General features: G+C 57.2%; 16 protein-coding genes. 5 read left to right on the top strand and 11 right to left on the bottom strand.

Features of this window, described 5'->3' with window-relative positions:
- Positions 1–56: 56 nt before the first annotated feature.
- The gene (locus ACN0XM_RS17280) at positions 57–719 is read left to right on the top strand and encodes a transglutaminase-like domain-containing protein (RefSeq protein WP_417568180.1); all 663 of its coding nucleotides are present in this window, start codon (positions 57–59) and stop codon (positions 717–719) included.
- Between the two features lie 26 nt (positions 720–745).
- On the opposite strand, the gene ACN0XM_RS17275 is transcribed toward ACN0XM_RS17280, so the two are convergent.
- Together ACN0XM_RS17275 and ahpF are read right to left on the bottom strand one after the other, a co-directional pair.
- Entirely contained in the window at positions 746–1,516 is a 771-nt protein-coding gene (locus tag ACN0XM_RS17275) for a substrate-binding periplasmic protein (RefSeq protein ID WP_417568179.1), read from the bottom strand.
- Positions 1,517–1,693: 177 nt separating this feature from the next.
- Entirely contained in the window at positions 1,694–3,280 is a 1,587-nt protein-coding gene (gene ahpF, locus ACN0XM_RS17270) for an alkyl hydroperoxide reductase subunit F (protein ID WP_417568178.1), read from the bottom strand.
- Between the two features lie 259 nt (positions 3,281–3,539).
- Here ahpF and ACN0XM_RS17265 point away from each other — a divergent pair, with 259 nt between their 5' ends.
- A complete protein-coding gene (locus ACN0XM_RS17265; protein ID WP_417568177.1) occupies positions 3,540–4,295 on the top strand; it encodes a DUF3581 family protein in 756 nt (251 codons plus the stop codon).
- Positions 4,276–4,752, top strand: coding sequence for a peroxiredoxin (locus ACN0XM_RS17260; protein ID WP_417568176.1), 477 nt, complete (start codon positions 4,276–4,278; stop codon positions 4,750–4,752). Before ACN0XM_RS17265 ends, ACN0XM_RS17260 begins: the two co-directional genes overlap by 20 nt.
- Positions 4,753–4,829: 77 nt before the next feature.
- Here ACN0XM_RS17260 and ahpC read toward each other — a convergent pair whose 3' ends face one another.
- The 6 genes from ahpC to ACN0XM_RS17230 all read right to left on the bottom strand — a co-directional run bounded on the left by ahpC (position 4,830) and on the right by ACN0XM_RS17230 (position 11,179).
- The gene (gene ahpC, locus ACN0XM_RS17255) at positions 4,830–5,393 is read right to left on the bottom strand and encodes an alkyl hydroperoxide reductase subunit C (RefSeq protein WP_417568175.1); all 564 of its coding nucleotides are present in this window, start codon (positions 5,391–5,393) and stop codon (positions 4,830–4,832) included.
- 125 nt (positions 5,394–5,518) lie between these two features.
- Positions 5,519–6,736 carry a BCCT family transporter gene (locus ACN0XM_RS17250; RefSeq protein WP_417568174.1) on the bottom strand — a complete coding sequence of 406 codons (1,218 nt, stop codon included), beginning with the start codon at positions 6,734–6,736 and terminating at the stop codon, positions 5,519–5,521.
- 209 nt (positions 6,737–6,945) lie between these two features.
- Positions 6,946–8,631 (bottom strand): choline dehydrogenase, encoded by a 1,686-nt coding sequence (gene betA, locus ACN0XM_RS17245; protein ID WP_417568173.1) that lies wholly within the window; start codon positions 8,629–8,631, stop codon positions 6,946–6,948.
- 27 nt (positions 8,632–8,658) lie between these two features.
- Entirely contained in the window at positions 8,659–10,128 is a 1,470-nt protein-coding gene (gene betB, locus ACN0XM_RS17240; RefSeq protein WP_417568172.1) for a betaine-aldehyde dehydrogenase, read from the bottom strand.
- A 63-nt stretch (positions 10,129–10,191) separates the two neighbouring features.
- A complete protein-coding gene (gene betI / locus ACN0XM_RS17235; RefSeq protein ID WP_417568295.1) occupies positions 10,192–10,785 on the bottom strand; it encodes a transcriptional regulator BetI in 594 nt (197 codons plus the stop codon).
- Positions 10,786–10,969: 184 nt separating this feature from the next.
- Positions 10,970–11,179, bottom strand: a complete 210-nt coding sequence (locus tag ACN0XM_RS17230; RefSeq protein ID WP_417568171.1) for an acetyltransferase — start codon at positions 11,177–11,179, stop codon at positions 10,970–10,972.
- 236 nt (positions 11,180–11,415) lie between these two features.
- Between ACN0XM_RS17230 and ACN0XM_RS17225 the strand changes: the two genes are divergently transcribed.
- Positions 11,416–14,010: an EAL domain-containing protein gene (locus ACN0XM_RS17225; protein WP_417568170.1), complete on the top strand. Its 2,595-nt coding sequence runs from the start codon at positions 11,416–11,418 to the stop codon at positions 14,008–14,010.
- Between the two features lie 300 nt (positions 14,011–14,310).
- Positions 14,311–16,413 (top strand): molybdopterin-dependent oxidoreductase, encoded by a 2,103-nt coding sequence (locus ACN0XM_RS17220; RefSeq protein ID WP_417568169.1) that lies wholly within the window; start codon positions 14,311–14,313, stop codon positions 16,411–16,413.
- Positions 16,414–16,459: 46 nt separating this feature from the next.
- Here the strand turns inward: ACN0XM_RS17220 and ACN0XM_RS17215 are convergent, their stop codons facing one another.
- From ACN0XM_RS17215 to ACN0XM_RS17205, 3 genes are all read right to left on the bottom strand, one after another.
- Positions 16,460–16,744, bottom strand: coding sequence for a hypothetical protein (locus tag ACN0XM_RS17215; protein ID WP_417568168.1), 285 nt, complete (start codon positions 16,742–16,744; stop codon positions 16,460–16,462).
- 76 nt (positions 16,745–16,820) lie between these two features.
- Entirely contained in the window at positions 16,821–17,282 is a 462-nt protein-coding gene (locus ACN0XM_RS17210; protein WP_417568167.1) for a methyltransferase family protein, read from the bottom strand.
- Positions 17,279–17,431: a hypothetical protein gene (locus ACN0XM_RS17205; RefSeq protein ID WP_417568166.1), complete on the bottom strand. Its 153-nt coding sequence runs from the start codon at positions 17,429–17,431 to the stop codon at positions 17,279–17,281. The genes ACN0XM_RS17210 and ACN0XM_RS17205 overlap by 4 nt, the downstream gene beginning before the upstream one ends.
- Between the last annotated feature and the right edge of the window lie 411 nt (positions 17,432–17,842).

Raw genomic sequence — 17,842 nt, 5'->3', positions numbered from 1 at the left:
CAGCAGTTTGGGAGTTGGTACCCTCAGAGCCTGATCCCGACACCGGACTGATGACTATGGAACGCTTCCTCCAACACACGCCCTTCTTTGACTACCATCAGCCAACGCTGAAGGCCTGGATCAATACGCAGCTGGAGGGTGTGCCCGAAGACCCGGTGGAACAGATCAAGGTGCTCTATCTCGCTGTCCGGGACAGCATCAGCTACAACCCGTATGTGTTCCAGACCGACCCGAAAACCTTCAGCGCCAGCCATGCCCTTGAACGTGGTGAAACCTACTGCATTCCCAAGGCCGTTCTGCTGGGAGCGGCGGCGCGTGCCATCGGCATTCCCAGCCGGCTGGGCCTGGCGGATGTGCGCAACCACCTGTCCAGCCCGAAGCTGATTGAGTGGCTACAGTCGGATATCTTCCGGATGCACGGCTTTATCGAGTTATACCTGAACGGGCGTTGGGTAAAAGCCACCCCCGCTTTCAACCGGCAACTCTGCGAGCTGATGCGTGTGGAACCTCTCGAGTTTGATGGCCTCCACGATTCGATTTTCCAGGAGTACACAGACTCCGGCCAGGCGCACATGGAATACATCAACGACCACGGCGTTTTTGACGATTTGCCTCATGTGTTTATCGTCGACGGTATACGGAGCGCCTACCCCCACCTTTTCCCGGAGTCGGGACAAGAGCCCGCGCTGGCCGGCAGCCTGGAAGCGGATCTGGAGTAAATCAGGCGCTCACCAGAGCAGACATCTCATTGTGCAGAAGGCGCTTCGGTGGCAAAAAGGCCGCTTTCAAACTCAAAATAGAGACTACCCGCCAGCTGCTCGTACACCCCCTCGTCCTTGAGGCGTTTCAGCTCTACAGACAACTTACTCAGGAAGGCACGATTTTCTTCCGTATTGTGGCAGGTCAACCGGTCGTAGCTTTCGAGCAAGGGTTGCTCAGGATCGTAGCTGAGCTTATCCAGGAAAGGCACGATGTCGGGAACGGCGGCGATCATCGCGCTGAACCTCTGGTGCTCAAGCATGGCCACGTTCTGAGCGTCGCTTTTGGACCAGATCACGTCGATGCCCTGGTTAACCAGAACCTTGTTCAGATAAGTTTCGTGACCAATGACCGCGCCCACGGCCTTACCCTCCAGGCGCTCCAGTTGGCTGACAGGTTTGTTCGCTTTCAAGGTGAACAGGTAGTAGCTGAACTTGCCGAGAGGGAAGCTCATCGTGATGGCATCCTCGCCCAGTCGCTGTGCCAGAACTTCGGTGAAGGAGTAGATGCAATCCGCACCACCCTGTTCAAACACCAACATGGCACGCTTGTAAGGGTAAAAGCTTTCACGGACGTCTACCCCAACCCCTTCCAGAGCCCGACGCATAATTTGCTGATACACGCCGTCCTGATTTTCAGTTAACAAGCTGGTGATGTCTGGCACGGCCAGCCGGATATCCGAATCTGCCATTACCGGCGCAGTCAGGGAACTGGCGCCGAACAATAGCGCGCCGAAGGCGTAAAGAAAGCGTTTCATAACGTGCGCATCAGTCCATGACGATCAGGAAGTGACTATTTTTCATACAGGCTCGGCAGTATGGCAAGGGCATTTCAAAGTGACCAGAAAAACCTTGTTAAATATGCGGGGTTACCAGCAACAAAAAAGGCACCGGATCGCTCCGGTGCCTTTCTCACCAATCGGCTTCGAGCTGGTTTACGCCGCTTCGTTCTCGCTTTCATCCACCGAGTTGCGGATCAGGAAGTCAAAGGCGCTCAGGGCCGCCTTGGAACCCTCCCCCATGGAAATAACAATCTGCTTGTAGGGCACGGTGGTGGCATCGCCGGCGGCAAAGACGCCCGGGATCGAGGTTTCATTGCGGTCATTCACAATGATCTCGCCGTGCTGGCTAAGCTCAATATCACCTTTCAGCCACTCGGTGTTCGGCACGAGACCGATCTGCACGAACACACCTTCCAGGGAAATGTGATGCTGCTCACCAGACGTGCGGTCCTTGTAGTCCAGGCCGTTGACTCTGCCATTTTCGCCCGTGATTTCAGTCGTTTGCCCGGACGTTACAATCTCCACATTCTTCAGGCTGCGCAATTTCTTCTGCAACACCTCATCCGCGCGCATCTCGGCACCGAACTCGATCAGGGTCACGTGGCCGACGATTCCGGCCAGATCGATGGCCGCTTCGACGCCGGAGTTACCGCCACCGATAACCGCCACACGCTTGCCCTTGAACAGGGGACCGTCACAATGCGGGCAATAGGCCACACCCTTGTTGCGGTATTCCTCTTCGCCCGGCACGCCCATCTGGCGCCAGCGGGCACCGGTAGAGAGCACCAGACTCCGGGCTTTCAGCGAAGCGCCGTTGGCAAGGCGCACTTCGTGCAGACCACCTTTTTTCGCGGCCGGAATCAGCTTCTCGGCTCGCTGCATGTTCATGATGTCCACTTCGTACTCTTTCACGTGCTGCTCCATGGCAGCCACCAGCTTTGGGCCTTCGGTGTAGGGCACAGAGATCAGGTTCTCGATGCCCATGGTATCCGCAACCTGGCCGCCAAAACGCTCGGCCGCAATACCCGTTGAGATACCCTTACGGGACGCATAGATCGCTGCCGCGGAACCGGCCGGACCACCACCAATCACCAGCACTTCGAAGGCGTCTTTCTGGTTGATCTTCTCAGCTTCTTTGGCATCAGAGTTGGTGTCCAGTCTGGCCACGATCTCTTCCAGGGTCATCCGGCCCTGGCCCCATGGCTCACCATTCATGTAAACGCTTGGCACTGCCATCACTTCCCGCTGCTCCACTTCATCCTGGAACAGGGCGCCGTCAATGGACGTATGCTTGATGTTCGGGTTAAGCACGCTCATCAGGTTCAGGGCCTGAACCACGTCCGGGCAATTCTGGCAGGACAGGGAGAAGTACGTTTCAAACTCGAACTTGCCATCCAGTGACTGGATCTGCTCGATCACCTCCTGGGATGCCTTGGACGGATGGCCACCAACCTGCAGCAGGGCCAGGACCAGGGAGGTGAACTCGTGGCCCATGGGAATACCGGCAAAGCGAACGCCAATATCGGAGCCAATCCGGTTGATGGCAAAGGAAGGACGACGCACATCCACGGCTTCTTCAGTCCGCAGGCTGATTTTGGAAGACATTGGCTCGAGCTCTTCCAGCAGCTCCCGCAGTTCCTGGGATTTCCCGCTGTCGTCGTAGGCCGCCACCAGTTCGATTGGCTGCTGCAGCTTATCCATGTAGGCCTTCAGTTGTTCCTTGATGCTGGCATCCAACATAGTTGTGCTTCTCCTTTTAGGGGTTAAACCTGAGTATCTGAATTTAAAACGGGTCAATAAGCGAGGATGGCGCCAAGATACGGGCTGGCCTGCCAATGCTCAAATTAATTGCCCCAAACTGTTTGATAGGGCTTTGCTATGCTTAGTTATCAGATGTCCCAGGGTTGACCAATAGCGCATATCCACCTGAAGCCTGTCCACGTATCATGTCCTTAAGGACGTCGTACCATCACTCTTTGGGACTAAGAATAGGCAACGCATGTTTCTAGATCGTTTCCACACCGTCGAGGACGGACACGTAGTCATCTCGGCCCTGCAGGGCAGTCAGTTCGCCAAGGAGATCGCAGGGGATTTCAACCCCATCCACGATCCGGATGCCCGCCGCTTCTGCGTTCCCGGGGATCTCCTCTTCGCCATTATCCTGGCCCGCTTCGGACTCTCGGAACACATGACTTTCCGGTTTCGCAGTCTGCTCGGCGCAGGTGTGCCGCTGCGGTTTGTCGAGGCCGAAAGCACCATCGATGTCTGCGATGACGCGGGAAAGGTCTACATCGAAGTAATCCGCAGTGGTGCCCGCACCCAGGACCGGCAACTGATCGAGGAGATCATCCGGGCCTACGTGTCGGCCTCCGGCAAGAACTTCCCCCATACTCTGAAACCGTTGATGGAGTCGAACGGGGTGATGTTCAATCCCGACCGGCCAATGGTCATGTATGAGAGCATGAGCCTTGCTCTGGACAACCTGGACCTGCCGTCGCCGGGTCTCGAGATGCATAACGCGACCCTGGATGCGGCCGGAAAGCGCGGCAACGTGCTTCTGGAGTACCGGCTGACAGCGGACGGCAAAGCCGTGGGTGAAGTAACCAAGCGTCTGGTTTTGAGCGGCCTGCGGCCGTACTCCCCGGAAGCCATGGCGGGCGTCATTGAGGAGTTCTATCGCCTCAAGGCCCGGGGCGTGAATTACTTCAATAATGACAATAGCGGAGACCAGAGCAATGCCAATTCAGCCGGGTGATACCCTGCCAGATATCGAACTTCAGGTGATGGGCAACAATGGCCCGGAAAAGGTCCGTACCCGTGAACTGTTCGCCGGCAAAAAAGTGGTGTTGTTTGCCGTACCCGGCGCCTTCACGCCCACCTGTTCAGCGGCCCATCTGCCCGGTTTTGTGGTGAACGCCGACAAGCTGCGCGCCAAAGGCGTTGACAGCATCATCTGCACCTCGGTCAACGACACCTTCGTGATGGATGCCTGGGGCAAGGCCCACAATGCCGAAGACCTTATTATGCTGGCCGATGGCCTGGGCGAGTTTGCCAGGGCCCTGGACCTGACCCAGGACCGGACCGCCAGCCAGATGGGCATTCGCAGCCAGCGCTACGCCATGATTGTGAATGACGGTACCGTGGAGCTTCTGAACATCGATGCCCAGGGCCTGGATCAGACCAGCGCCGAAACCATTCTCGACTCGCTCTGAGCTACCCGTTTTGCCAGACACAAAAAACCCCGGAACGTCCGGGGTTTTTTGCTCTTGAGCGTCTCTCGGGGAGGCGCTTAGATCTTGCCGACCAGGTCCAGAGACGGAGCCAGTGTTGCTTCGCCTTCTTTCCACTTGGCTGGGCATACTTCGCCCGGGTGCTTGCGCACGTATTGAGCAGCTTTCACCTTGTCCATCAGATAGTCGGCGTTACGGCCAACACCTTCAGCACTGATCTCGACGGATTGGATAACGCCGTCCGGATCGATCAGGAAGGTAGCGCGGTCTGCCAGGCCCTGGCCTTCACGCATGACACCAAAGTTGTTGGTGATGGTGCCGGTCTGATCGCCTACCATGTAGTAGTTGATCTTACCGATGGTCTCGGAGCTGTCGTGCCACGCCTTGTGGGTGAAGTGAGTGTCAGTAGACACGGAGAACACTTCTACGCCCAGCTTCTGCAGCTCTTCGTACTTGTCTGCAACGTCGCCCAGCTCGGTCGGGCACACAAAAGTGAAGTCGGCCGGGTAGAAGAAAAAGACAGCCCACTTACCTTTTACATCCGCCTCGCTGATCTCGACGAACTCACCGCTCTTGAAAGCAGTAGCGTTAAACGGCTTAATTTCGCTGTTGATAATTCCCATTAAAGATAACTCCTTGTTGATGGATTCATAAGTTCATGAATTAACGCCGCCCAAGATACGGGTGTTGGGCGGCGGGATAAAATTAATAATTTTCAAACCACAGATAGGTCCTGCCTATACGTGTCTTAACTGGCAAGTTCAATCTTGTGGAAGTCGAGAACATTCTCTTCTGGTGACGCTTTGATGGCAGCGACTTCCGCTCGCCTCTTCGCCAGAATGTAGACGAAGCAGGCGAAATAGAGACCAATGACCAACGCCCCCACCCACTGAATCCGCAGGAAATCCAGCTGGAACAGCATGGTCAGGCCACACATGGCCACCAGGTTGCCGAGCACATAAGGCACCTGACCAAACCGCTTCGCAGTCAGGTTGAGGTTGTCGGTGTAAAGCCGGATCAGAGAATCCAGCGAGTTCACAACCATCAAAACCCCCACCGTGATCATCGCAACATTAATGAATCCTGCGATGTTCATGCCTTCTGCGTGATAGTGGTAAAGAATGGTAAACCACGTACCAATAGCGATGGAAGGCACCACCAGCATGGCAATCAGCAACTGCCAGGTCCGCACACCACTGACAAAGCGCGCCGTAAACTGGCCAATCATGATGCTCCAGGAGAACCACCAGAACAGGTAAAACTCATGGTAGTCATTCAGTGGCAGCATGAACTGGTGCAGGTTGGTGAAGTATTCACCGATCAGACCCACGGTGTTCAGGAAGTCTGACGGGCTGCCGTTCCCCATCAGGAATGCACGTCCCCACATGACCGCAATCAGAGCAATGAAGAGCACGCTCGAACCAATGCTGAGAATACGCACGTATTTGATCTTACTGCTCGAATACACGGCCAGGGCAATGGAGGCCAGCACAATCAGATAGAACGAGGGCACCACCGACTCACCGTCACCGATTTGGGGCAGGTACCAGGGCAGGTTGACCAGCAGCAAGTAGGCCGTAAAGGCACAGGTACCGATGATCACCACGTTGTTGATGACCTTCACGAGCGGGATTTCGAAAAACTTCACTCTCGGTTCGATGATGCAGAAATAGAAGCAGGTCAGGAAATAAAAGCCCCAGATCAGGAAGGCCCAATAGCCGAACTCAATCGCCAGGGGATTGGCAAAACTGTATTCCGGGTTCTCCGTGAGATTGCCATAGCCGCCAAACTCGGTGAGCGGGAACATGATCAGCCCCACGTCGAGCCCCGAGGTGAACAGGATGGCAATAAAGGTAAATGTGCGGACGGGCGTCACACCGATGCACTGCACGTCCCACCACTTGTACATAATCAGCACAATGGTGGCGAAGGTAAAGATCAGGCCTGTTGATAACCAGAGTGTCATAACGTCCTCCAGTTACTTTCTTTCATAGTAATGAACAGCATGGGTGTTCCTCCTCTACTTTGAAGCTGTTGCTCGTTCGAATCGGACACAAACCCAGGACTTGCCTATCCGGCGCCCGACAACGGCAGAACACCGCCGCGCTGATAGGGAAATCCTGAGGGCTTGCAAAACCCCGGGCGCATTGCACGCCCGGGTGGGATGACGACGCGCTATGCCAGCGCGCGCTTTGCCTGTCCCGGTCGCTGCCGCACCTGCCATTGGTCGTCCATCACCACAGGCGCATCAGAGGGTTGAAGGGGCTCCCTGCCCCGAATCAGGTCGGCTGCCCGCTCGGCCACCATGATGGTGGGCGCATTCAGGTTGCCATTGGGTATGGTCGGGAAGATGGAGGAATCCACCACCCGCAAATTGCGGATGCCGTGCACCCGGGTGTCCGGGGCCACCACTGCCAGCTCGTCAGTGCCCATTTTGCAGGTGCAGGACGGGTGGTAGGCGCTTTCCACCGCCTGGCGGACAAAGGCATCGATTTGCTCGTCGGTCTGGACCTCGGCACCGGGCTGGATTTCAGCTCCCCGGTACTCGTCCATGGCCGGCTGGTTGATGATTTCACGGGTCAGTCGCACGCAGTCCCGGAAGCCTTCCCGGTCCGCTTCGTGCTCCAGATAGTTGAAGCGAATACGCGGGGCCTGTTTCGGGTCGGCCGACTGCACGTGCACATTGCCACGGCTCTTCGGCTTGTTGTGGCCAATGTGCAGCTGGAACCCGTCGCCACTAAAGGCTTCCTTACCGTCATAGCGCATGGCTGCCGGCAGGAAATGGTACTGCAGGTCGGGCCACTCGACACCAGCCTTGGAGCGGATAAAGCCGCAGGATTCGAAATGGTTAGTCGCGCCGAGGCCGTCCTTGCGCAGGATCCAGCGCACGCCAATCTTGAGCTTGTTCCACCAGTCCAGCTTGCCGTTCAGAGAGACGGGCTGCTTGCAGCGGTACTGGAAGTAGAATTCCAGGTGGTCCTGCAGGTTCTCGCCCACGCCCGGCAGCTCGTGCTGCACGTCAATGCCGGCATTTTCCAGCACCTCGCGTTTGCCAATGCCGGACAGCTGCAGCAGATGCGGTGAGCCAATAGAACCGGCAGATAGGATGACTTCCTCTGCGGCTTTCGCCTCGTGCACCTTACCATTCTGCTCATAGCGAACGCCGGTGGCGGTTTTGCCATCCAGCAACACCTTGTGAACCAACGCGTGGGTGACCACGGTCAGGTTCGGGCGCTCCATGGCGGGGCGCAGGTAGGCATTAGCGGTGGACCAGCGCCGGCCGTTCTTCACGGTCATGTGCATGGCGCCGAAGCCTTCCTGCTGGGCGCCGTTGTAATCACCGGTCTCAAAATAGCCAGCGTCCGAACCCGCCCTGATAAAGGTCTCATAGAGCGGGTTCTGCATGTTGTTGCCGTTGTTGACACCCAGCGGACCCTTGTCGCCCCGGTAGTCGTCGCTGCCAAAGGCCCAGGTTTCCGCCTTCTTGAAGTAGGGCAAGACGTTCCGGTAATGCCAGCCGGTCGCGCCCTCGGAATCCCATTCGTCGAAGTCCCGGGCGTGGCCACGGACATAGACCATGCCATTGATGGAGGAAGAACCGCCCAGCACCTTGCCCCGAGGGCAATGCATGCGACGATTGTCCAGGAACGGCTCCGGCTCGGTCTGGAACTGCCAGGCGTATTTCTTGGTGTTCATGGGAATGGACAGGGCCGTGGGCATCTGGATGAAGATGCTCTTGTCGCTGCCGCCGGTTTCCAGCAGCAGGACCCGGTGGCGCGCGTCCTCGGTCAGGCGATTGGCCAGCACGCAACCGGCGGAACCCGCACCCACAATGATGTAGTCGTATCGGTTTTCTGTCATACACATTCTCCTGTGCGGCCTGCGGGATTAAAACGGTGCGTCGAGGTCTTCCATGCCGACATACACCGATTTGATCTGGGTGTAGTGAGCAATGGTCTCGCGCCCGTTCTCGCGGCCGATCCCGGAGAGTTTGTAGCCACCCACCGGCATTTCCGCCGGGGAGGCACCGTAGCTGTTGATCCAGCAAATGCCGGCCTGGATCTGATGAATCACCCGGTGGGCCCGGCGGATGTCGTTGGTGAACACGCCAGCGGCCAGACCGGTGTCGGTGTTGTTGGCCCGGGCAATCACCTCGTCTTCATTGGCGAACGTGAGCACTGACATCACCGGACCAAAGATCTCTTCGGCCACGATGGTCATGTCATCGGTGCAATCGGTGAAGATGGTGGGCTCCACGAAATAGCCCCCCCTGGAATCCTCCGGCTCAAACGCCCGGCCGCCGTGGCTCAGGGTGGCGCCCTCGGAGAGGCCTTTGGCGATGTAATCGAGTACCAGATCCCGGTGCTTTTCGGAGATCAGGGCCCCGAAGTTGGTGTCCGGATCCATCGGGTCACCGGCCTTGATGTTCTTGCGGGTGCGCTCCAGCAGACGGTCCATAAACCGCTCGTAAATATCTTCATGGACAAACACCCGGGTGCCGTTGGTGCAGATCTCGCCCTGGGTATAGAAGTTGCCCACCATCGCCGCGGAGATCGCATTTTCCAGGTCCGCATCGTCAAAGATGATCAGTGGAGACTTGCCGCCCAGCTCCATGGTGACGTCCTTGAGGGAAGAGGCCGCAGCCGCCATCACTTTCTTGCCCGTGGCCACCTCACCGGTGAACGACACCTTGGCAATGTCCGGGTGGTGCGTCAGCCACTGGCCAACCTCGGCCGCACCCTGCACCACGTTGAACACGCCGGCCGGTACGCCGGCCTCGACATAGATCTCCGCCAGCTTCACGGCCCCCATGGGAGTCTCTTCCGAGGGTTTGAAGATCATGGCGTTTCCACAGGCCAGCGCCGGAGCAGACTTCCAGCAGCTAATCTGCAAGGGGTAGTTCCATGCGCCGATGCCGGCACAAATGCCCAGCGGCTCCCGGCGGGTGTAGTAAAAATCACCGCCCAGATCCTGCTGGTTGCCCTCAATAGACGGCGCCAGGCCGGCAAAGAACTCGAGGGTATCGGCACCGGTAACCACATCCACCGCTTCCGCTTCCTGCCAGGGCTTGCCGGTGTCCCGCACTTCCACAGCGGCCAGCTCATCATTCCGCTCTCTCAGAAGCGCCACCGCCCGCAGAAGAATCCGGCTGCGCTCGACGGCCGTCATCGCAGACCATTCCGCAAAACCCGCTCGGGCACTTTCAATGGCGGCCTGCTGCACCGACTCATCGGCCACTTCCACTTCGTAAATGGCCTGGCCAGTCGCGGGATTGATCACCGGGAAGGTGTCCCCGGTGCTGTTGGCCAGGAAACGCCCATGCACAAAATTTTGAACGACAGGAAGAGATGTAGACATAGTCATTAGGTAACCTCGGTTCGGTGTCTTCAGGCCTTGTGGGCCATTTGAATCTGATAACGCTCAGGCTTTCGCCTGGGCCAGTGTCTCGTGGACAAATTTCTTGCAAAGCCGCTCGCCGGCTTCAAAGCTCTCCGCCGGATCCAGGCTGAGCGCGCTGCGCAGCCAGAAGCCATCGATCATTGCCGCCATTTGCCGGGCGGCTTCTGTTGCCGCCCCGGGCGAGAGCACTTGCGCAAAGGAATAGCGCAGATTGCTGTACAGCCTGGCATTGTTGATCTGCTGCAAACGCTTCAGCCCCGGCTCATGCATCGAACGGGCCCAGAAGCTCAGCCAGGTCTTCGCCGCCAGCGCCGAGCGCTGGAATTCGGAAAAGTTCGACTCGATGATGCAGTTCAGCCGCTGCTCCGGAGCGCGATCGGTCTTTGCCATGCGCTCCCGCAATTCCTTGCCTAGCTGATCCAGCAGATAACGCAGGGCCGCTTCAATCAGCCCCTGCTTGCCCCCGAAGTAATGGCTGATGATGCCCGACGACATCCCCGCCCGCTTGCTGATGCTCACAATGGTGGTGTTCTGCATGCCCAGCTCGGCGATTGAGGCCATGGTGGCCTCGATCAGTTGCTGTTTGCGCGTGTCTTTTACTCCGACTTTCGGCATCGCTTTCTCGTGTTCGTTCCAGTGTTTTGAAGCGGCCACGAATGGACTTCGCTTTTATTAATTGAACGTTCAATTAACAAAAAGCTTACAGGACCTTAATGGGAAGTTCAAACTTGATTAAAAAGCGAGCGATTTCAGGGCCGCGGGATGACGGCCCAGACCAGGCGGACAGGGGAAGGAAAAATTAACGGCGCCGGTAATCCGGATCTGTCCAGCACACCGGCAGAGGCTCCCCGGAGGGGAACGCCAGCTCCGACTTGGCAAAGGCCTCCGGATCCTGGGCCTCCTCGCCATAATGGAGGCTACCCATCACCTCTTTGATATGGGGGTCAAAGAGCGCGCTGGTGTCCAGGACTTCAATCAGGTGTCCGGTTGCTTTTTCGGCGACGAACATGGTGGTCTCCGTTATCGGGTGTATTCCAGAAACTTAGCAGACACCGTCCGATCCATACAGCCGGACCACCACAATCCGTTCGCAGGCGGAACATCAGCCACGTCAGCAACGTCGCAACCTGACACATATGGATACATTAAATATGACATACTAACGTCCCTGGCCGGAAAACATTGGTAAGCTGACCGATAGCACAAAATAGAAGCCTGACGGCCATCAAACGGGGTTTGCTGTTCGTGATCCTCAAGAAAGCTCTGAGCATCGTCGTTCCGATTCTGGTTTTCTGCGCTCTGCAACTCGCCCACGCAGAGTCGGGGTTGATCATCATTGCCCCGGATGCCCCGATTGAAAGCCATTTCCAATACTGGGAAGACGTCAACGCCAACGCCGGAATTGAGGATGCCCTCGCCATTCCCGAATCTGAATGGCAACCTGCGCCTTCTGGCAAGGCGACCTTCGGAATCACCGGTTCCGCTTACTGGTTGCGGGTCTCGGTGCAGAACCAGACAAACCGGGACCAGCTTCTGATCGCCGAGCTAGCCTATTCCCAGCTCGATGATGTGGTGTTCCATGAGTTTGCTGGCGAAACCCGGCTACGAGAGCTCAGAACCGGGGATACCCGTCCCTTTTACCCGAGGGATGTCGATCACCCCAATCCGCTGCTGCGATTCCAGCTCACCCCCGGGACCACCAAAACCCTCTATATCCGCGTAGCCACCCAAGGTTCGATGGTGCTGCCTCTTCAGGTATGGCAGCAGAAGGACTTCTATGAAGCCGCTGCAAACGAACAGAAACTGCACTTCTTCTACTACGGTGGCCTGACGGTCATTATCCTGATCAATCTGGCGGTGTTCCTCACGCTGCGGGAAAAGCTGTACCTGTACTACGCGCTGGCCATCTTCGGTTACCTCGTGTTCTTTGCCTCCTTCCGGGGCTTCACGTTGCAGCACCTGTACCCGAATGCACCCTTTCTTCATGCCCATGTACTGACGTTGTCCATACCCTATCTGGCGATGTTCTCACTCCTTTTTTGCCTGGAGTTTCTCAAAGTGCGCTCTCACAGCCCACGGCTGCACCGTGCGCTGATCGCAATGCTGGCGTTCGAAGTCCTGTATTTTCTCGTTACGCCACTACTGAGCTACGACACCAGCATTCGCATTGCGGCGGTCTCCGCGTTTGGCTTTTTCTCATTGCTGTTGGTGGCCGGGCCCATAGCCTGGGCCGCCGGTGTTCGCGCCGGGGCATTTTTCACCGCCGCCTGGACGCCTCTGACCCTGGGAGTCTCGGCAACCGCAGGCCTGGCTCTCGGGCTGCTGCCGGAAAACTTCTTCACCGAGTACGCCATGCAGATTGGTTCCGGGCTTGAAGCCTTCATTCTGACCCTCGCGCTGGCCGACCGCCTGTACCGCGAGCGGGAACAGAAAATCCGGGCTCAGGCAGACCTTCTGCAACAGCAGAAAGCCCGAAACGAAGCTCAGGACCGACTGAACGAAGCCCTCACCCACGACCCGGTTACCGGCCTTCCCAACCGCAACCGATTTGAATGGATGGTGGACGAGCAGTTAAAACGCGACCCCGACGGACACTACCTCGTTGGGGTCGCCCGGGTAACACGGCTGACAGAGATTAACCGGACTCTCGGCCTGGCACGAAGTGAACGCCTGCTGAAACGTATGGCCGAACAAATGACCGAACTGGCCGAAAGGTTGCCCATGATTCATCACGTAGCCGACAGCGGCGGACGACAGGAACGGGTGTATCAGCTGTCTGGCGACACTTTCGGGGTGCTGGTGGAAGTCAGCAGGGCCGGGGATAATTTCGAAACCCTGGATAAGGCTCTGAAAAAGTTGGCCGAACCGGTGGTTCTGGACAATCTTGCGGTCGAACCCCACCCCCGGTTCGGTGCCGCCGGCTACCCCGAACACGGGCAAAGCGCGGCTATGCTTATCCGGAATGCCCACGTCGGCATGGAAATGACGCCTCACGGCCCTTATGAAACCGGTTTTTACTCCCACAGCAAAGACATTTACAGCGAGAGCCGGCTTACGCTGATGTCGGATCTTCGCGAGGCACTGCATCGGAATCAGCCCAAGCTGTATTATCAACCTAAAATCAGTCTGACCTCCGGCCAGGTGACCGGTGTGGAGGCCCTGATTCGGTGGCATCATCCCGAGCGGGGCTGGGTACCGCCCGCCGAGTTCATTCCCCTGGCCGAAAAAACCGGTGTAATCAAACACCTGACAGAGTGGGTTGTGAACCAGGCCCTGAATGATCTCAAAGCCCTCCACGACATTGCCCCGTCGCTGACCGTGTCCATCAATGTATCCGCCCGGGATCTGATCTCATCAGAACTCAAGGACCTGTTCGAAACCCGGATGGAGCGTTACCAGCTTCGCCCCGAGCAGATCACCGTGGAGCTCACCGAAACCGCAGCGATGGACGATCCCGAAAAGGGACTCAAGGCACTGGAAGCACTTGCACAGATTGGACTGAAGATCTCGATTGATGACTTCGGTGCCGGCTATTCCTCCCTTTCCTATCTGAAAAGGCTGCCGGCTGCCGAGATCAAACTGGACCAGGCCCTGGTGCGGGATATCCATACCAGCGACAGCTCGCGGATGATCGTGGAAACGGCCATCAACATGGGCCATGGTCTGGGCTTCCAGGTCGTGGCAGAAGGTGTTGAAACAGAGCAGGCGGCCAGCCTGCTGAAGAACATGGGCGCAGACCTGCTACAAGGTTACTGGTTGTGCCGCCCCAAGTCCCTAAACGAGCTAAAAGAATGGTTGGTGGTTGAAAGACAGACTCACCACCTCCAGACCCTCTACTAGTATTTCATTTATTGGAAATTGGAAAGGGGATAGCTGACTTATGAGCCTTGATCAGATTCAGACCCTGATCGACACATGGACGGGATTAGGTGCCTGACCCGCCAATCTGCCGTCTGTCAAATACGGGCTGAAAGGCGGCATGGGGGCCCCCAGGGATGAAAACGCGGCGGCTCATGCCCACTGAAACGATAGTGGCGGGATTGACCTGGTTTGTGTGAATTACGACCGTCTGATTTTTCGCCGGGTTGTGCCACACTTCTGGAACCAACAACGACAACATCCAGAACCGAGCCTTTCGATATGAGCGAGACCCAGACCCACTATCGCACCTGCAACATCTGTGAAGCCATGTGCGGCCTCGAAATCAAACACCAGGGCAGCGAGATACTGTCGATCAAGGGCGACAACGCTGACCCGTTCAGCCATGGTCATATTTGCCCCAAGGCGGTCGCACTCCAGGACTTCTACAACGACAAAGACCGACTGAAAACACCCATCCGGCGCACAGCCGATGGCTGGCAAGCGATCGGCTGGGAGGAAGCTTTTTCGGAAATCGCATCCCGTTTCCGAGGCATACAACAGAGCCATGGCAAGGATGCGGTCGGCGTTTATCTGGGCAACCCCAACGCCCATAACTTCGGCAATGCCATGATGCTGCCCCGTTTTTTCAAGGCCCTGGGCACCAACAACCGTTACAGCTCCGCATCCGCGGATCAGTTGCCGCACCACGTGGCCGCCAATTACATGCTCGGCGCGGGCATGCTTATTCCCATTCCGGACATCGACCACACGGATTTCATGCTGATCATCGGGGCCAACCCGATTGTCTCCAACGGCAGCCTGATGACGGCGCCAGGTGTGGGCAAACGCCTGGCAGCCATTCAGCAACGCGGTGGCCAGGTGGTGGTGGTTGATCCCCGCCGCACCGAGACCGCCAAGAAGGCCGACCAGCACCTGTTTATCCGCCCGGAAACCGACGCCCTGTTCATGCTGGCGCTGGTGCACACCCTGTTTGACGAACAGCTCGTGACCCTTGGCCACCTGGGGTCCCGGATTGATGGCCTGGATCGGCTGGCCGACGCTGTAAAAGCCTATTCGCCGGAGGCCGTGGCGGAGGCCTGCGGTATGACAGCCACCACCGTTCGGGAGCTGGCACGAGGAATGGCCGCCGCAACCAGTGCCGTTTGCTACAGCCGCATGGGGGCTTCTACGCAATCCTTCGGGGGGCTTTGCCAGTGGCTCAACAACGTGCTGAACATTCTCACCGGGAATTTCGATCGCCGGGGTGGTGCCATGTTCCCGCAGCCGGCCTTCGATCTGGTGCGGGATAAAAAGGGCAAGCCCAGCTCCTATGGTCGTTACCAATCCCGCGTCAGAAAGCTGCCCTACTTCAACAATGAATTCCCGGTCGCCACGCTGGCCGATGAAATCCTCACGCCGGGCGACGGCCAGATCCGGGCGATGATTACAATTGCCGGTAACCCCGCGCTCTCCGCGCCCGGCGGGATTCGTCTGGAGGAAGCGTTTGATTCGCTGGAATTCATGGTGTCGGTGGATATCTATCTGAACGAAACCACCCGCCACGCGGACATCATCCTGCCGGCCACCACCGGCCTGGAAGTGCCCCATTTCGATGTGTTCTTCAACTCCTTTGCCGTACGTAACACCGCCAAATACTCTGAGCCGATGTTCGAGAAAACGCCCGATCAGAAACACGACTGGGAGATTCTCAAGGATCTGGCACTTCATCTTACCGGGCTGGAAGATGACGGAGTCACACCCGAGGCGATACTCGATCTTGGCCTCAGGCACGGCACCTATGGTGGCCAGGGCATGAGCCTCGAAAAGCTGAGGGCCAACCCCCATGGGGTGGATCTGGGGCCGCTGCAGCCCTGCCTGGAGCAACGCATCCAGACCGAGGACGGCATGATCCTGATCGCACCCCAGCTGTACCTGGACGACCTGAGACGCCTGGATGCCTCGGGCCTGCTGCAACGGAGCCAGAACAGCGCCTACCCGTTCTCCATGATCAGCCGCCGGCTGCCGCGCAGCCACAACACCTGGACCCAGAATTCCCACCGCCTGGTCAAAGGCAAAAACCCGTGCACCGTGCAGATCCACTCCGCCGATGCGAAAAAACTGGGCCTTGAGAACGGGCAGACCGCCCTGGTCGCCTCGCCGGCTGGTCGCATCATGCTACCGGTGGAGATCAACGACGACATGTTTGAGGGGGTAATCAGCATTCCTCAGGGCTGGGGTCACAATCGTGACAACACCGGCATGACCGTCGCGGAATCACAACCGGGCGTGAGCATGAACGACGTCACCGACTCCCAACGCATTGACGCGCTAACCGGCAATGCGGCGTTTAACGGCACCCGCGTTTCGGTGCGGGCGGCCTGAACCGGCCGGAGCGGAGCGGCTCGAATCGAAACCACAAGGCTTACTGTCAGTCAGGGGTAGAAACACCCTCGACTTCCACCACGGTTTTAGCATCGGCCCGCTCGATAATTTTCACCAGAGTCGACTGAATCGTTTCGTCTTCACGGGCGTCATTGTTGCTCGCAAACGATTGAATCTGCGGCTCCGAGTTTTCCTCTGAAATGAATGAAACGACGACTTTCGTTGCAGAATCCGGCGTCTTGCCAAAGTACTCCAGCGAAATCAGGGGATAGCCATGAAACCCTTTCCTGACCTGCTTTGCGATACGCTTTTTTGCTTTATCCACATTCATAATTGGAGCCTGGAGGTAGCTAAGTTCAAGAGAATAAAACGCCCGAGCTGAAAGGAGGTCACACAGTTTTTCGACCTTAAAGCCACCGACGTACCTGAGACCTATAGCGCTCAAAGGCCTCACCAAACAAAATTCGCATATGTCGCTCCTCAGGCAGGATCTGAAACCGGTTCATGTAGGTAATAAACAACGGCAGCAACAGAGCGGCGAACACACTGCCCAGGAAAAGCGCCCAGGCGACAAGCATCAGCAAGAATCCCAGGTACATCGGATTTCGGGTGTAGCGGTACACACCCTGTACCACCAGGCTGTCTGACTGATGCGGCGTGCGAGGGTCCACAGTCGTGCCGGCCGTCCTGAACTCCAGAACACCCAGCAGAGCAATGCATGCCCCGACAGCCAGAACGGCAGCAGAGAGCCAGAGTCGTGCGGGAATGGCGAAATAACCCGCCGGCAGGAGACGAGAAACCACCCACATCGCGACGCCGAAGAGGATAACCAGCAGTAAAGGTGGGACCTTGAGCTCGAGTGCGTTCATGAATAGTGAGGGTCCCAGCCCTGAACAATTTTCAGGCGACTGAACGCCGGGTGAGCGAGGAACCGTGCGGTGCTCCTATCGTAATCGGTTTCTGTCACCTCGACGGCGACGATGGGATCATGAATGAGTACAGCGCTACTCAGCGGCATGGGAACCTCCGTTTTCCACCTTTTCCGGTTTGGTGTGCTATGTGCTAATAGTGAAGGATAGCCCAAACAAATGAGAACAAGGGGCGGAGAGTCCCTGTTTTACCTACCCCATTTTTCGATACTGTAAAATGAGTTGTATGATTTCATGATCGCTGCGCGCTGATGCCAAAGATTCATTCATTGAGGCTCTTTGTGGCAGGTGAATATTCAGTTTCGACCGTAAAACCTCCGCCACTTGCAGATCAACATTGGGATCAAACTCTGTCCCTGCGTAAATGCAAATGCGCTGAAGTGTAAACTCTCTATTTTCCATGGAAAACAGGTTCATCGACGGGCATTACTTGTTGCTCCGATACTAATACGGTTAGGGCCTCGACTCGGCGACACAACGAATCATGGCATTGATTGAGG

It is taken from the genome of Marinobacter sp. (assembly GCF_048269445.1).
In the GTDB taxonomy this organism is placed as follows: Bacteria; Pseudomonadota; Gammaproteobacteria; order Pseudomonadales; family Oleiphilaceae; genus Marinobacter.
Note: the sequence above shows the minus strand (reverse complement) of the source record. Positions and strands in the feature narration are given on the sequence as shown.